General features: G+C 68.3%; 12 protein-coding genes. 7 read left to right on the top strand and 5 right to left on the bottom strand.

What is annotated here, in order from left to right:
- Window positions 1-36: 36 nt before the first annotated feature.
- Both JOE67_RS11895 and JOE67_RS11890 read left to right on the top strand, forming a co-directional pair.
- Window positions 37-888 carry an ABC transporter permease gene (locus JOE67_RS11895; RefSeq protein WP_204975762.1) on the top strand — a complete coding sequence of 284 codons (852 nt, stop codon included), beginning with the start codon at window positions 37-39 and terminating at the stop codon, window positions 886-888.
- Window positions 878-2,698: an ABC transporter ATP-binding protein gene (locus JOE67_RS11890; protein ID WP_239528119.1), complete on the top strand. Its 1,821-nt coding sequence runs from the start codon at window positions 878-880 to the stop codon at window positions 2,696-2,698. The genes JOE67_RS11895 and JOE67_RS11890 overlap by 11 nt, the downstream gene beginning before the upstream one ends.
- Before the next feature lie 26 nt (window positions 2,699-2,724).
- Here JOE67_RS11890 and JOE67_RS11885 read toward each other — a convergent pair whose 3' ends face one another.
- On the bottom strand, window positions 2,725-5,058 hold the full coding sequence (locus tag JOE67_RS11885) for a glycosyltransferase (protein WP_204975761.1): 2,334 nt from the start codon (window positions 5,056-5,058) through the stop codon (window positions 2,725-2,727).
- 69 nt (window positions 5,059-5,127) lie between these two features.
- On the opposite strand from JOE67_RS11885, the gene JOE67_RS11880 reads away from it, so the two are divergent.
- Complete coding sequence (locus JOE67_RS11880; RefSeq protein ID WP_204975760.1) at window positions 5,128-6,294, top strand: nucleotide sugar dehydrogenase; 1,167 nt, start codon at window positions 5,128-5,130, stop codon at window positions 6,292-6,294.
- Between the two features lie 259 nt (window positions 6,295-6,553).
- The gene (locus tag JOE67_RS11875) at window positions 6,554-7,975 is read left to right on the top strand and encodes a sugar transferase (RefSeq protein WP_338041592.1); all 1,422 of its coding nucleotides are present in this window, start codon (window positions 6,554-6,556) and stop codon (window positions 7,973-7,975) included.
- Between the two features lie 34 nt (window positions 7,976-8,009).
- On the opposite strand, the gene JOE67_RS11870 is transcribed toward JOE67_RS11875, so the two are convergent.
- A complete protein-coding gene (locus JOE67_RS11870; RefSeq protein WP_204975759.1) occupies window positions 8,010-8,546 on the bottom strand; it encodes a VanZ family protein in 537 nt (178 codons plus the stop codon).
- A 4-nt stretch (window positions 8,547-8,550) separates the two neighbouring features.
- Window positions 8,551-9,504 (bottom strand): type I pantothenate kinase, encoded by a 954-nt coding sequence (coaA, locus tag JOE67_RS11865; RefSeq protein ID WP_204975758.1) that lies wholly within the window; start codon window positions 9,502-9,504, stop codon window positions 8,551-8,553.
- Between the two features lie 70 nt (window positions 9,505-9,574).
- Here coaA and JOE67_RS11860 point away from each other — a divergent pair, with 70 nt between their 5' ends.
- The gene (locus JOE67_RS11860) at window positions 9,575-11,515 is read left to right on the top strand and encodes a DUF4012 domain-containing protein (protein ID WP_204975757.1); all 1,941 of its coding nucleotides are present in this window, start codon (window positions 9,575-9,577) and stop codon (window positions 11,513-11,515) included.
- Between the two features lie 39 nt (window positions 11,516-11,554).
- On the opposite strand, the gene JOE67_RS11855 is transcribed toward JOE67_RS11860, so the two are convergent.
- Window positions 11,555-12,004: a GtrA family protein gene (locus JOE67_RS11855; protein WP_204975756.1), complete on the bottom strand. Its 450-nt coding sequence runs from the start codon at window positions 12,002-12,004 to the stop codon at window positions 11,555-11,557.
- Window positions 12,005-12,064: 60 nt separating this feature from the next.
- Here JOE67_RS11855 and JOE67_RS11850 point away from each other — a divergent pair, with 60 nt between their 5' ends.
- Both JOE67_RS11850 and JOE67_RS11845 read left to right on the top strand, forming a co-directional pair.
- A complete protein-coding gene (locus tag JOE67_RS11850) occupies window positions 12,065-12,835 on the top strand; it encodes a glycosyltransferase (RefSeq protein WP_204975755.1) in 771 nt (256 codons plus the stop codon).
- 2 nt (window positions 12,836-12,837) lie between these two features.
- A complete protein-coding gene (locus tag JOE67_RS11845) occupies window positions 12,838-14,331 on the top strand; it encodes a hypothetical protein (protein ID WP_204975754.1) in 1,494 nt (497 codons plus the stop codon).
- 25 nt (window positions 14,332-14,356) lie between these two features.
- Here the strand turns inward: JOE67_RS11845 and galE are convergent, their stop codons facing one another.
- On the bottom strand, window positions 14,357-15,379 hold the full coding sequence (galE, locus tag JOE67_RS11840; protein WP_204975753.1) for a UDP-glucose 4-epimerase GalE: 1,023 nt from the start codon (window positions 15,377-15,379) through the stop codon (window positions 14,357-14,359).
- Window positions 15,380-15,400: the final 21 nt, after the last annotated feature.

The following is a 15,400-nucleotide window of genomic DNA, read 5'->3' as shown; positions in this document are numbered from 1 at the left end:
CGCGGCGGAATCCGATCACGAAAGAGGCACGGCAACATGGCTGACGTGTCGTCCCCCGGACTCGATGGGCTGCACCCGGTCGGCCAGCGTCCTCCTCTGGGCGCCTACCTGGTCGAGGCATGGCGACGACGCCAGTTCGCCTCCACCTTCGCCGCCCACCGCCTGATCGGCAGCCTGCTCGAGAACCGGCTCGGCATCCTGTGGCTGGTCATGCGGCCGCTTTCGATGGCGCTCATCTACGGCACGATGTTCAGCTTCATCCTGTCGAGCTCGGCCAGACCCGATGGGTACGCGCAGTTCATCATCATCGGAATCTGCCTCTTCGAGTTCTTCACGCAGTCGCTGCTGGGCGGGGCGAAATCGATCACGAACAACGGCAAACTCGTGCAGAGCCTCGGCTTCCCGCGGATCCTGCTGCCGACCTCGATCGTGATCGAGGAGACCCTGCGCATGATCCCCGTCGTCGGGCTGATCTTCGTCATTCTTCTCGCGTTCGGCGAGCCTCTCGCCTGGTCGTGGCTGCTGATCTTCCCCCTGCTCGCGGTGATGGCGGTCTTCAACTTCGGCTGCGCGCTCATCGCTGCGCGCCTCTCAGTGCATGCACGCGATGTGCAGCTGATCATCCCGATCATGAATCGCGTGCTGCTGTACGCCACGGGCATCTTCTTCGACGTCGACGGCGCGCTCGCCGATCATCCCGTGATCCTCGGATTCGTTCAGATGATCCCGACGTACGGGTTCATCGGGATCGCACGCGACGTCTTGCTGCAGTCATACACGGCTCCGCCGATCGCATGGATCCTCGCGCCCGTGTGGGCCGTTGTCACACTGCTGTTCGGCGTGGTCTTCTTCTGGCGTGCTGAAGCGAGGTACGGCCTTGGCGAGTGAATCCGCTCAGAACGGCCGGCTGGAGCTGCTGGAGCCCGCGATGCCCCGGCCGATGATCGTCGCCGACAACGCGCACGTCAACTACCGCGTCTACGCCTCGGGCAAGCGGATGGGCCCCCGAGAGCGCCTGTTCAGCGCCGCCGCCCTCCGCGGTGGGCGTGGCCTGAAGACAGTGCCGGCTCTGCGCGGGGTGACCTTCACGGCATCCGAGGGCGAGACGATCGGCGTCGTCGGCCATAACGGCTCAGGCAAGTCGACCCTCTTCCGCGCGATGAGCGGTCTCGTCCCCACCTCCGAAGGCACCATCTGGGCACGCGACAGGCCTGTGCTTCTCGGCGTCAACGCGGCCCTGGTTCCTTCCCTCTCGGGCGAGAACAACATCAAGCTCGGCCTTCTCGCGATGGGCTTCAGCGCCGAAGAGGCTGCGGCCCAGGTCGACCCGATCGCCGACTTCGCCGAGCTGAACGAGTTCATCCACCACCCGATGCGCACCTACTCGGCCGGGATGGGCGCCCGGCTGCGCTTCGCCATCGCCTCGGCGAAGGCGCACTCGATCCTGCTCGTCGATGAGGCCCTTGCCGTCGGCGATCGCCGCTTCCGGCTCAAGAGCGAGAAGCGCATCGCCGAGCTGCGCAAGAGCGCCGGGCTCGTCATGATCGTGAGCCACTCGGTCGGTTCGCTCCGAGACACCTGCGATCGTGTGCTGTGGGTGCACAAGGGCGAGCTCCGAGCCGACGGCCCGGCCGAGGACGTGATCGCCGACTACGTGAAGTGGACCAAGGATCCGAAGAGCGTCGCCGTCGGCGCGGCTTCGAAGCCCGTCACGAAACCGGCGACCAAGACGGAGAAGCCGGCATCCGCTGGCCTCGGACCGGCGACCGCAAGCGCACCCGGCGGACCCGCTGCCGGCAAGGCCGCCGAAGCAGATGCGGGCCTGTCGATCTTCGACGAGCTGCTGCGAGGACTCGAGCCCGCGAGTCCTCGTGAGGCCGCGGAGGAGACGAAGCGCTCCCTCGCGCGTGCCGAGAGCGACGCCCGTGCAGCGACCCGCCGCGAGCGCTATCAGCGCGAGGCGGACAGACGCGTCCGCAGACGTGTCATCGCAGCGATCATCACCGGGGGCGCGATCCTCGCCGCCATCGGCATCGGCGCGGCCTTCGCCCTCGCAACGAGCGGCGCAGCAGCCGCTCCTGCCGGTTCGTCCTCTCCGCGCCCCGCCGCGAGCACTGGTCAGCCCGCGGCTGCCCAGCCGGCCGTCGTCACGTTCAGCGCGGCCAAGGCTCCGGTCGTGTGCGCGAGCGAGGACGCATCCGCGCTGGCCACCTTCAGCTGGGAGGTCACCGACGCGACCAACGTTCAGGTCGCCCTGACCTCGACGGTGATCGACTCTTCCGCTCCACCGGCGACCATGCCGCCGAAGGCGACGAACGCCACGCTCCCCTTCCCCTGTGCGAGCGACTCCGAGAGCTACACGCTCACTGCGCTCGGCGAAGACGGCACGCGTGTCTCGAAGGCTGTGACGGTGACGCGTCAGATCGATCCGACCGCGCCGCCCGAGGACCCGCGTCAGCCCACTTTCCCCCTGCCCGTCTCACCGCAGCAGCCACCGGCCAGCAGCCCGTCGCAGCCTCCGACGTCGCCTGCGCCCGCGCCGACCGTGCCCTCACTGCCGACGATTCCCGTGCCCACCGCGGAGCCCACCGTTCCGGCGCCCGAGCCCACCGAAGAGCCGCCTCCCCCCTCGGAGGAGCCCCCTCCCATCACGGAAGAACCGCCTCCCGTCGGCTCCGAGGAACCGCCGGCGACATAGCCCTTCCCGCCGGACGGCCGGGTCCGCTAGCGGGCGCCGAGCCACTTCTTCGCGCGATGCGCGACAGGCCGGAGCCCGGGGGCGAGCTTCAGCGCCGCCCGACCGGCCGGTGCTGCCGACCTCCACAGTCGCGTCGCGAGCCCCGCATCCGGCGTCGATGCACGCTGTCCGCCCCGTCCGCGCTCCGCGAAGAAGACGAGCAGCCCCAGCAGCCGCCGGGCATCGTCCTGGTTCGGCTCGGGCGTGAACTCATCCGGCAGAGTGCCGGCGACGACGTCTTCGTACAGCCGCGCGAAGTCGTATGACACCGCTCGATCAGCAGCCTCCTGCGACGCTCGCGACAGTCGGACGTAGCGCTCGGGAGCGCCGCTGAGTTCGACGATCCGCCGCGCCAACCCGCGTGCGTCCCCTTGCGGCACCGAGACGATGCCCTCGTTCCCCTGCACGAGCGTCAGCCACGGCAGCTCGTACATCGCCACAGGCAGCCCTCGGGCCTGTGCCTCGGCGATGGTCAGCTGGTAGCCCTCGATGATGCTCGTCGAGACGAACATGTGCGCGGAGTCGATGGCGTCTCGCAGCGCCGCACCTCGCAGCGGACCCACCGCGACGACCTGCGCACCGAGGCCCCGCCGACGCGACCGCGCGTTGAACCTGGCCGCCGTGACGTCGTCCCAGTCGGGTCCGACGATGGTGAGACGGAAGTCTGCGCCCAGAGAGCGCAGCTGGGCGCCGATCTCGATCAGCTCGTACACCTGCTTGGTGCGCTGCTCGAGTCGGCCCCACCACAGCAGCTCGATGCGTCCCGAGGGCGCCTGCTTCTGCACCGGGTTCACGGACGACTCGAGCAGCAGCGGGGAGGGCGGGTTCGGCAGCCACGCGACGTTCCGCACTCCTCGCAGCCGGAAGTACGCGACATCCAGGGGCGACAGCACCACGAGCCGGTCGAGAGTGGCGGCGCAGCGTTCGATGAGTGACAGCCGGCCGTTGCCCTCGTAGAGCGGGCGGCCCACGAAGTTGTGCATCCATCCGACGGTCGCGGCACCTTCGGCCCGAGCCATCAGGGCGAACTCAGGCCACGAATCGGTGTAGAGCACCTGATGGTCGATCACGACGTCGACGCGACGATCGCGGATGATCCGACCCCAGTTCTCGAGGCGGTCGACGAGGGTGCGACCGGTCAACTCGACGAACTCGACACCAGGGGGGACGGCTGCCGGCTCACTCCCCGCACTTCGGGCGACCACTGTCACACGGTGCCCGCCCGCGCGAAGGTACTGCGCCTGAGAGGAGATCACCGCCGTGACCCCGCCTGTGCGCAGCGTCGAGGTCACGAGCAGCACGTTGCGCGCGGCGATCCGCTCGGCGGGTTGCGGCGGCGTGTGGAACTTCAGTGTGCTCAGCGTGCGGGGGTAGAACCGCGCAGCCGCATGCACGATGTCGTGCGCCGTAGCGACGGTGTGCAGATGGGCGAGCGCGGCGCCGAGCATGGCCCCGTCGCTGCGGTCGATGAGCTGAGAGCACACGTAGCCGACGATCGACAGGCGCGCCGATTCGTACGTCTCGCGTAGAAGCCCGGGGTCGGGATGCCTCGACGCGAGCTCGTCGACAGCGGGGGCGATGGCGGTGATCGGGTCGATCGCCGAGGTGTAGAAGCGCGCACGTTCCACGCTGTCGACGTCGTGTCCGCTCCCCCCGCGACCGAAGTGGTAGAGGTAGAGCCGGTCGTCGATCGACACGTACGACGAGGCGAGCGCCGCGACGAGGAGCATCAGGGGCAGGTCGTTCACGCGAGGGAACACCAGGTCGTCGTCGAGCAGCGCATACGCCTCCCTCAGGAGACGGGTGCGGAACATCATGCGCCACAGCTGGCCCTGTGCGGCTCGCCCGACCGGGAACAGTCCGCGCAGCACCTCGGTGCCGTCGAGGTGCCGGTGCGCCGGCTGCAGCCTGCGCTCGTACGAGCCGCCCGTGCGGCCGTCCTTCTCGATCACGGTGACGCCGAAGCCGATGAGGTCGGCCTCGGAGGCATCCGCCGCAGTCAGGGCCTTCTCAACCGCATCGAGCGCGAGTTCATCATCGCCGTCGAGGAACAGCACGCGCTCCGACCGAGCGGCCAGGATGCCCGTGCGTCGCGACTGGAAAGCCGAGAGGTTCCGGGGATGCGTCACCAGTCGCACCCGAGGATCCTCGGCTCGGTGCCTCTCGACCACCGCTGCCGTGCCGTCGGTCGACGCGTCGTCGACGCAGATGATCTCGATCTGCTCTACCGTCTGCCTGCGTGCACTCCGCAGCGCGGCAGATATCGTGCTCTCGTCGTTGAAGACCGGGATGACGATCGAGGTCAGAGGAGGCACGGCCATGGCACTCGAGTCTATCTGCGGCAGTTACGCGGGTAATCTGACCCCTTTCGGCCAGATAGCCTTGACGTCATGAAGATCGCCATCGCCGGCACCGGCTACGTGGGCCTGTCGAACGCCGTCATCCTCGCTCAGCACCACGAAGTCGTGGCTGTCGACATCGACCCGCACAAGGTCGATCTTCTCAACGACAGGCTCTCGCCCATCATCGATGACGAGCTGCAGGAGTACCTCACCACTGGCGAGCTCGATCTGACCGCGACGCTCGATGCCGAGGCCGCCTACCGTGACGCCGACTTCGTGGTCGTCGCGACGCCGACCAACTACGACGAGGTCGCGAACTTCTTCGACACCTCTTCGGTCGAGTCGGTCGTGCGCGTCGTGCTCGAGGTCAACCCTCGCGCGATCGTCGTCATCAAGTCGACCGTGCCTGTCGGCTTCACCGCGGGGCTGGCTGCACAGCACCCCGAAGCGACCATCATCTTCTCGCCCGAGTTCCTGCGCGAGGGTCGCGCGCTCTATGACAACCTGCATCCGTCGCGCATCGTGGTGGGAGACCGCGGCCCCGCCGGCCGGCGCTTCGCCGATCTGCTCGTCGAGGGAGCCATCGACACCGACGTGCCGGTGCTGCTCACCGATTCGACCGAGGCCGAGGCGATCAAGCTCTTCGCCAACACCTATCTCGCGCTGCGCGTCGCCTACTTCAACGAGCTCGACACCTACGCCGCCGTGCACGGGCTGGACACGCGTCAGATCATCGAGGGCGTGGGGCTCGATCCGCGCATCGGCTCGCATTACAACAACCCGTCGTTCGGCTATGGCGGATACTGCCTGCCGAAGGACACGAAGCAGCTCCTCGCGAACTACTCCGAGGTGCCGCAGAACCTCATCGCGGCGATCGTCGAGGCGAACAGCACCCGTAAGGACTTCGTCGCCGCCGATATCCTCTCCCGCGGCCCCGAGACGGTCGGCATCTACCGTCTGGTGATGAAGTCCGGTTCCGACAACTTCCGGCAGTCGTCGATCCAGGGCATCATGAAGCGGCTCAAGGCCAAGGGGCTGACCGTCGTGATCTACGAACCCACGCTCGAAGACGAGGAGTTCTTCCACTCGGAGGTCGTGCGCGACTTCGACGACTTCAAGCGGCGCTCGGACGTGATCATCGCGAACCGGGCGACGGATGCCCTCGACGATGTCGCCGAGAAGGTCTACACCCGCGACATCTTCGGGCGAGACTGACGCCCAGCGGCCGGATCCGACGCGCCGCTCGGCCGAAAATGAGCGGTGATGAGTATTATCCTGGTATATCCACCCGGCCGCTGAGGGGCGGCGAGGTGCTGCAGTACAAGAATGCAGAGCGGATGACGTGACGACCGAGTCGAACAAGGGGAACAGTGCGTTCCTCCCACGACCCTCGTACTCCGGAACCAGACCGAGGACTGCCCCCGCAGCCCCGTCCATCTCCGGTGCGGCGGGCGCGACGATCCAGCGACGGCGTGTGCCATCGTGGGTGCGCCGCTACTCGAGACGACTCCTCTACACGGATGTGATCATCCTCGTCGCCACATTGGTGGTCTTCGGCCTGCTGATGCTGCCTGGTCTGCAGGCCAGCATCGTGTGGCCGAACGGGCCCGACGACGTGCCGTACTTCGTGCCGCTCACCATCGTCGGCCTGCTCTGGATGCTCACGCTCGCGGCGTTCGACACTCGCGACCGTCACATCGTCGGCCACGGGGTGCTCGAGTACAGGCGCGTGGTCGATTCGACCCTGTTCGTCTTCGCGGCGATCGTGATCTTCGCGTTCTTCCTGCGCATCGAGGTCGCCCGTACGCTCTTCCTCTTCGCGCTGCCCGTCGGACTCACCGGGCTGCTGCTGGGACGGTGGTGGTGCCGCCAGTGGCTGCGCAGACGCCAGTCGGCCGGAGAATACGTCTATCGAGCGGTCATCCTCGGGGATCGCGAGAAGATCGCGCATGTCGTGAAGCAGATCCGCAGCACCCACGGCACGGGGTACGTGATCGTCGGCGCCGTCACCCCGCACGGCGTCTCGGACATGATCGGCGACGTGCCGGTGCTCGCCCCGCTGCATGAGGCGAAAGAGGCCATCGACGCCACCGGCGCCGACACCCTCATCCTCACCGGTGCCGACGAGATCAATCCGACCGCGATGCGCCGGCTCGGCTGGGCGATGGCCGAACGGGATGTGAGCTGGGTCGTCGCGCCCGCGCTCACCGACGTCGCGGGCCCGCGCATCCACGCGAAGCCCGTGGCCGGCCTTCCCCTGGTTCACGTCGACTTCCCTCGGCTCGAGGGGTACCGGCGCTTCGCGAAGCGATCCTTCGACATCGTCGGCTCGATCCTGCTGCTGCTCCTCACGTCGCCGATCATGCTGGCCGCGGCCGTCGCGGTGCGTCTCGAGGGCCCAGGACCGGTGCTCTACACGCAGGAGCGCGTCGGGCGACGGGGCACGACGTTCGCCATGTTCAAGTTCCGCTCGATGGTCGAGGGAGCAGACGACCAGCTCGCCAGCCTGCTCGACCTGCAGGGAGCCCCCGAGCAGCCGTTCTTCAAGGTCACGGATGATCCGCGCATCACCCGTGTCGGCCGGATCATGCGTCGCCATTCGATCGACGAGCTGCCGCAGCTGCTCAACGTGCTCTCGGGCAAGATGAGCCTGGTCGGGCCGCGGCCCCAGCGCCCCGCCGAGGTCGCCCTCTACGACGATGTCGTGGAACGCCGTCTGATGGTCAAGCCTGGTATGAGCGGACTGTGGCAGGTGAGCGGAAGGTCGCAGCTCACCCCCGAGGACTCCATCCGTCTCGACCTCTACTACGTCGAGAACTGGTCTTTCACGCAGGACCTCCACATCCTGTTCCGCACGATCAAGGCGGTCATCGCGCCTGGGCGCACCGCCCACTGAGCCCCCGGGGCGGCGAATCGCCGGGCGGCCCTCATCAGCGCCGCGCCCAGCGTTGGTCCCATTGACTCTGCGCCACGACCTTGCGGTCACGGGCGTGTACCAGCGCACGGATGACGACGGCGAACAGCAGGCCCGTCCATCCTCCGAGACTGTTGGCGATGACATCCTGCACCGAGGCGGTGCGCTGCGACAGCAGCAGCGCCTGCGCGAGCTCGATCCCCGCAGAGAAGGCGGGCGCGAGAACCAGTCCGAGCCACACCCCGCGCCGGGGCAGCGCCAGGCCGATCAGCAGGCCGAGCGGAACGAACATCGCGATGTTCGCGGTGAACTCGAGCTTCGAGTACCCGAACCACTCGGGCACCCCGTTGTCGTGCAGCACCATGAGCAGCTTGCGGATGGCCTCCTCGCGCCCGAGGTTGATCGGAGTGGGCGACATGGTCACCCACAGCACGACCGCGAGGCACAGAAGCAGCAGCACCACCGCGATCCCGGCTCGGAGCCCTCCTGTCGAGGGGCGGGATGGCGCGGCGGGCCGAGCGGACTGCAGCATGCGCGTGAACTCGTCTGTCACGCGGTCACACCTTACGCAGCTGCACGCTCTCGACGGCGTGGTCGGCGCCCTTGCGCAGCACCAGAGTGGCGCGGTGCTTGGTGGGCATCACATTCTCGACGAGATTCGGCATGTTGATCTCGTTCCAGTAGCCGAGGGCCGTCGTCACGGCCTCGTCATCGGTCAGGTGCGCGAACACGTTGAAGTACGACGAGGGATTGCTGAACGCGCCCTGCCGCAGCGCGAGGAACCGGTCGATGTACCAGCGCTCGATGTGACGGGTGTCGGCGTCGACGAAGATCGAGAAGTCGAAGAGGTCGCTCACCGCGACGTCGTTGGGTGCGGGCGGCGGCTGCAGCACGTTGAGTCCCTCGACGATGACGACATCGGGGCGGCGCACCACGACGTGCGCGTCGGGCACGATGTCGTAGCGCATGTGCGAATAGAACGGAGCGCGCACCTCGGCTGCACCGCTCTTCACCTCGGTGAGGAACGAGATGAGGGCACGGCGGTCGTACGACTCAGGAAAGCCTTTGCGGTCCATCAGGCCGCGCCGCTCGAGCTCGGCGTTCGGGTAGAGGAACCCGTCTGTCGTGACCAGCTCGACCCGGGGCGTGCCCGGCCAGCGGCTCATCAGCTCGCGCAGCAGGCGGGCGATGGTCGACTTGCCGACGGCGACCGAGCCGGCGACGCCCACGACGAACGGGGTCGTGGTGTCGTTCTCCTGCAGGAACGCGCTGGTCGCGGCTCCGAGCTGCCGGGTCGAGCTCGCATACAGGCTGAGCAGTCGGCTCAGCGGCAGATAGACCTCGCGCACCTCGGTGATGTCGAGCCGGTCGCCGATGCCCCTGATGCCGACGACCTCGGTCTCGGTGAGCGGCTGGTCGATCCCCGCCGCGAGCCGCGCCCAGTCGGCGCGGTCGATCTCGCGATACGGAGACAGCGGCGGGGTCGGGGAGGTGACGGTCACGGAGCCCATGCTACCGACGCATTCCCGCCCGTCCGGCGCTCACATCGTTCACACCCCCGAGGGATCCTACGATGGAGGAATGCAGACACGTGCCGAACGTCGCGCCCAGCAGCAGCGCGAGCAGACTGAGGCGTTCGACCAGTTCTCCCGGGAGATCTTCGACACCGACGCCGGATCAGGCGATGACGGCCGGCCCCCGCGGCGTCCGCTGCTGCGCAGCTTCCGCTTCTGGGTTCCGATCAGCATCCTTCTGATCCTGATCGCGGTGGTCGTGATCGGCGGCCTCATGGGCAAGCACGTGTACGACCGCGCCATGGCGGCCAAGAGCTCCCTCGAGCAGGCGATGCCGCTCGCGTCGAAGGCGGCGGACGATGTGATGGCCGGCGACAACGCCGCAGCCAAGGAGACCGTCGCGCAGATCTCCGCTCTGACCGCGGATGCCAGGAAGCAGACCGATGACGACATCTGGAAGAGCCTGGAGTGGGTTCCCGTCGCCGGCCCGAACCTCTACGCCGTCCGCACCGCCGCATCCGTCACCGACGACCTCGTCCGCGATGCGCTCACCCCGGCGACCGACCTGTCGCTCGCGGCTCTGAAGCCGGCCGACGGAGCGATCGATCTCGCCGGCATCAAGTCGATGCAGGGCGTCGTCTCCCAGGCATCCACGGCCGTGTCGAAGGCCGCGACGCAGCTCGACACCATCCAGGAAGACGAGCTGATCTCTCAGGTCTCCGGCGCCCTCGGCAAGCTCACCGGCACCGTCGACGAGCTCGAGCCGATGCTGAAGCCGGCGGCCGAGATCCTCGGCGTCCTGCCCGCCGCGCTCGGCGACGAGAAGCCGCGCAACTATCTCGTGCTCATCCAGAACAACGCCGAGTCTCGCGGGACGGGCGGAAATCCGGCGGCGCTCGTCGTGATCAAGGTCGACAAGGGCCGCATCAGCATCGAACAGCAGGCATCGAGCGGCGACTTCGACAACGGCCGCAAGACTCCGGTCACGAAGCTGAACCCCGAGACCGTGGGTCTCTACGGCGACAAGATCGGGCGCTGGATGCAGGACTCCACGCTCTCCCCCGATTTCACCGAGACCGCCGGGATCATGCGGGCGTGGTGGGCCGAGGAGTTCGGCACGCCGATCGACGCCGTCGTCTCGTTCGACCCCGTCGCGCTCGGCTACCTGCTGAAGGCCACGGGCCCCGTCACCGTGCCGAACGACCCCGTGGACGTCGGCTTCGGCTACAAGGTGCGGGTGATGGACGAGCCGCTGACGCTCACCGACAAGAACGCCGTTCCCTTCCTGCTCAACGGCATCTACTCCGAGTACCCGGTTCCCGAAAGGCAGGACGCCGTCTTCGCCGCTTCGGCGCAGGCTGTCTTCACCGGCCTCACCTCGGGCAAGGCCGAGCCGAAGGCACTGCTCGCCGCGCTCACTCAGGCGACCGACGAAGGACGCCTGATGTATCAGCCGGCCACCGAGTCCGAGGCCGAGCTGGTCGGCGAATCGCGGCTCGCGGGCAAGCTGCCCACCACCAACGACTCGTCGACGATGGTCGGCGCATACGTCAACGACATCACCGAGGGCAAGCTCGACTACTACATGCAGCTCGACCTCGCCGCGTCATCGACCCAGTGCACCGCACCCGATGCCCCCGTCTTCGGCGTCACCGCGACCCTCACCAACACGCTCAACGCCGACCAGGCGGCCGGCCTCGCTCGCTACATCGCGCCGGCGCGCTTCTTCAAGAAGGGCGATGTCGCGACCAACCTCGTGCTGTACGGCCCCATCGGCGCGAAGACCGCCACGGTCACCGTCGACGGCAAGCCCGCGAAGGCCACGCTGAAGCCGCATCTCGGACGCCCGGCGGTGCTCGTGCAGGTGCAGAACGCCCCCGGCCAGAAGCACACCGTCTCGGCCACGTTCGACGGCGCGGCCGGCGAATACGGCCCCCTCGAGGTTCGCCACACTCCGATGGTGCGCCCGACGGCGCTCACCGTCGACGCCGCGGGCTGCGGCGACTGAGCTGATCGATGGCCGGCGGACCTCCGCCGGCCATCGCGATCACGGCTGCTTGGGCGGCGCGACGCGGAAGACGATGCCGTGGTACAGCGCGAATCGCACGAGAACGACGATCGCGATGCTGACCAGGTTCACGAAGTTGACGGCGAACGGGCCTGCGTCTCGGCCCAGAATCGCCGATGCCCCGAGAACGCCGAGCCAGAGAAGCAGTGCGCCCAGCCCGGTGCACACCGCGTTGGTGATGAGGAAGAGCACGAGCTCATTCACCCGGCCGCGACGGTCACGGTGCTTGAACGTCCATTCACGGTTGCCGATGTAGGCGTTCACCAGGGCGACCAGCGATGCGATGATCTTGCCCCAGACGACGTCGACCCCCATGACGTAGACGAGCAGGTTGAAGACACCGATCTCGATCAGGGTGCTGAGGGCGCCGACGACGAGGAAGCGACTTCCGACCGAGGCAAGTCGCCGCAGGCGAGAGTCATTCTTCATGGCTCAACTAGGCTACTAGCGAGTGGCACTGTACCGCTCCCGTTCACCGTGAGGATCCGCGTGTCAGTACCCCATCTCGTCATCGTGATGCCCGCCTACAACGAGGCAGAGGGCATCCGCGGTTTCATCGACGAGATCCGCGAGAACGTCGCACCCCTCACCGATCGGCTGTCGTTCGTCGTCGCGGACGACCTGTCGACGGATGCCACGGTCGCAGCGCTCACGGGCATCGACGATGTGCAGGTCGAGCCGCAGCCAGACAATCGCGGGCACGGGCCCACCGCCCTCGCCGCGTACCGCGCGGGGCTCGCGCTCGACCCCGACCTGCTCGTGCATGTCGACGGCGACGGGCAGTTCATCGGACCGGATTTCGCCCGCCTCGTGGGGGCAGCCCAGACCACCGCCGCCGATGTCGTGCACGGCGTGCGCCACAGCCGCACCGACCCCTGGTACCGCCGCGTCCTCACCGGGGCGGTCGGGCTGATGATCGCCTCGGCCGCAGGCCGCCGGGTCCCAGACGTCAACACCCCGCTGCGCGCCTATCGGCCCGCGGCGCTGCGCGCACTGCTCGACGCAGCGCCCTCCGAGCTTCTCGTGCCGCATGTGCACTTCTCGCTCGCCGAGGCGCGCGGCGACTTCTCGGTTCGCTACCTCGCCGTCACGAGCATCCCGCGCCGTGGGGCATCGACGAGCGGCACGATGTGGGGCGGTGGTGTGAAGGCGCTGGTGCCGCCGCCGCGTCTGCGGCGGTTCGTCGTCGGCGCGCTGCGCGAGGCGTGGATGCTGTCGCTTCGCCCGAACGCACCGCTGCGCAGCATCCGGAAGCCGTGACGATGAGGCTGTCCCGCACCATCGCGTTCTGGATGCTGGCGGTCGGGCTGCTCGTCTGTCACCTCGTCGTGATCCAGCACAGCCTGACAGCGCGATTCTGGGAGGACGAGGCGTTCAACCTCACCGTTCCCCTGAATCTTCTCGCCGGCCTCGGCTACTCCAGCGACGGCGCTCTCTCGGGCTCGACCATCACCCCCTTCGACGCCCGCATCTCGACGGGGCCAGCGGTGCTGCTCCCCGTGGCGGGAATGCTGCTGTTCGGCGGCGATCCCGTGATCAGCGCGCGGCTGGTCCCCGTGATGTTCTGGTCGCTGCTCATCGCCGGCCTGGCTGTGCTCGGCGCTCGCGTGGGCGGCCGCTGGGCGGCCCTGCTGGGTGCCGCGGCTCCACTGGCATTCAACGGCTTGGGCAGCATCTCGCCGATTCAGGGTCCTGCTGATCTGCTGGGCGAGATCCCGGCGGCGGCGCTGCTCGTCTGGGCGCTGATCGCGGTGCGCAAGCGTCCCTGGCTGGCCGGGCTGCTGGTCGGGCTGGCGATCCAGGCCAAGCTGATCGCCCTTCTGGCCCTGCCGGCGTTCGCCGTCATGATCTGGGTGGGCGCCCCAGGCCGAGGCTGGGCTCGCATCGGGCAGACCTTCGTGCGCGGCTGGCTGCCGCTGGTGATGGTCGGCGTGCCGACCCTGCTCTTCGAGCTGTGGGCTCTCATCGCGCTCGGACCCTCTGGTTTCGTCGACCACCTGCGCCAGATGAAGCGCTTCCTCCTGAGCGGCGGGCAGAGCGGGCAGGCGACCACGGTCTCGCAGAAGCTGGAGACGCTCAGCGGCGCGTGGTTCGTGCCGGGATGGGCGGCGTGGCTGACTGCGGCGATCGTCGTCGCGCTGGTCATCGCGGGACTGATCGAGGTCCGCCGTCGCGGCCGCCTCCGACGCCGATCCCTCGCGCTGGCGCTGACCGCCGCGGTCGGAGCTCTGGTCTTCGTGTCCTGGTGGTCCACCGCCGCGCACACCCCGCTGTGGGTGCGTCATCCTGCTGTCGGCGTGCTCGCCTTCTTCCCTGCTCTGGTGATCGTGGCGTACTGGGGCGCACACGAGCTCATGACACCGCGCGTCTCCCGCGCAGATTCCGCGAGCACAGGGGCGGAGCCTGTCAATGTGCGCCGCATCGCCGGGGGCGTTCTCGCAGCGGCCCTGTCGGCCTCTCTCGTCTGGAGCATCGCCGGGCACGTGCAGCAGACCTCCGTCCCCCGCGGCGAGACACTCGCCACACAGCGGGCGGACGTCGCAGTCATCGCCGAATGGGTCGACGAGACCCAGACCGCGTGGCTGGCAGCCGCCCCCTGGGGAGCCGCGGTCGCGCCCATCGTCATGTCGGGTGCGCACGTGGGCCTGTTCGATGCGCCGAGCATGGCGCGCACGCCGCGTCTCACTGGCCAGCAGTGCGACACAGAGGTGCTGGTCGAGGCCCGCCACTACCGCGTGTGCGCGCCCGCCGAGTGACGCCAGCTCACCGCTGAGCTGTCGCTCAGACCGCCGCGTACCCGTTCGGGTTCTGCGACTGCCAGCTCCACGAGTCGCGGCAGGCGTCTTCGATCGTGCGCGTCGCATGCCAGTCGAGCTCGCGGTTCGCCTTCGTCGGATCGGCGACCGCGCGGGCGACATCGCCGGGGCGGGCGGCGACGACCTCGTAGCGGATCTCCTGGCCCGTGGCCGCCGTGAACGCCTTGACGATGTCGAGCACGCTCTGCCCGTCGCCGGTGCCGAGGTTGTACGCCTCGACGCCGGGGCGCAGACCGTCGAGCGCCGCGAGGTGGCCCTCTGCAAGGTCCATCACGTGGATGTAGTCGCGCACGCCCGTGCCGTCGTGAGTGGGGTACTGATCGCCGAAGACGGCGAGGTGGTCGCGGCGCCCGATGGCGACCTGCGATACGAAGGGCATGAGGTTGTTGGGGATCCCGGACGGGTCTTCGCCGATGCGCCCGGACGGGTGCGCGCCGACCGGGTTGAAGTAGCGCAGCAGGATCGCCTCGAGCTCGGGGCGGCTGGCCTGCACGTCGCGGATGATCTGCTCGTTCATCGCCTTCGTCCACCCGTACGGGTTCGTGATGCCCGTGCCGGAGGGCTGCGACTCGTCGAGATTCAGCACGCCCTCGGCGGCGGGGCTGTACACCGTGGCCGACGAGCTGAAGACGAGCTTCGTGACGCCGTGATCGGCCATGATGTCGAGCAGGTTGAGCGTGGAGACGAGGTTCGTGCGGTAGTAGCGCGACGGCTGAGCCACCGACTCGCCGACGGCCTTGAGCCCGGCGAGGTGGATGACGGCCTCGAACTTCTCGTCGCGCAGGGCCGCGGCGGAGGCAGCCTGATCGGCGAGGTCGCAGTCGATCGTGTCGATGGAGCGGCCGGTCAGCTCTTCGACGCGGCCGATGGCCTCGCGCGAGCTGTTCGAGTAGTCGTCGAGGACGAGCACGTCGTGACCTGCCTCCAGCAGCACGAGAGCGACATGGGACCCGATGTAGCCGGCACCGCCGGTGAGAAGAATGCGCACGGTTCGACCCTATGGGATCGC

This window comes from Microbacterium esteraromaticum, from assembly GCF_016907315.1.
Lineage (GTDB): Bacteria > Actinomycetota > Actinomycetes > Actinomycetales > Microbacteriaceae > Microbacterium > Microbacterium esteraromaticum.
Note: the sequence above shows the minus strand (reverse complement) of the source record. Positions and strands in the feature narration are given on the sequence as shown.

What these genes read in the sequence shown, in the direction of transcription:
- JOE67_RS11895 (WP_204975762.1), top strand. Translation starts at nt 37, where the DNA reads ATGGCTGACGTGTCGTCCCCCGGACTCGATGGGCTGCACCCGGTCGGC.
- JOE67_RS11885 (WP_204975761.1), bottom strand. Translation starts at nt 5,058, where the DNA reads ATGGCCGTGCCTCCTCTGACCTCGATCGTCATCCCGGTCTTCAACGAC.
- JOE67_RS11880 (WP_204975760.1), top strand. Translation starts at nt 5,128, where the DNA reads ATGAAGATCGCCATCGCCGGCACCGGCTACGTGGGCCTGTCGAACGCC.
- coaA (WP_204975758.1), bottom strand. Translation starts at nt 9,504, where the DNA reads ATGGGCTCCGTGACCGTCACCTCCCCGACCCCGCCGCTGTCTCCGTAT.
- JOE67_RS11860 (WP_204975757.1), top strand. Translation starts at nt 9,575, where the DNA reads ATGCAGACACGTGCCGAACGTCGCGCCCAGCAGCAGCGCGAGCAGACT.
- JOE67_RS11855 (WP_204975756.1), bottom strand. Translation starts at nt 12,004, where the DNA reads ATGAAGAATGACTCTCGCCTGCGGCGACTTGCCTCGGTCGGAAGTCGC.
- JOE67_RS11845 (WP_204975754.1), top strand. Translation starts at nt 12,838, where the DNA reads ATGAGGCTGTCCCGCACCATCGCGTTCTGGATGCTGGCGGTCGGGCTG.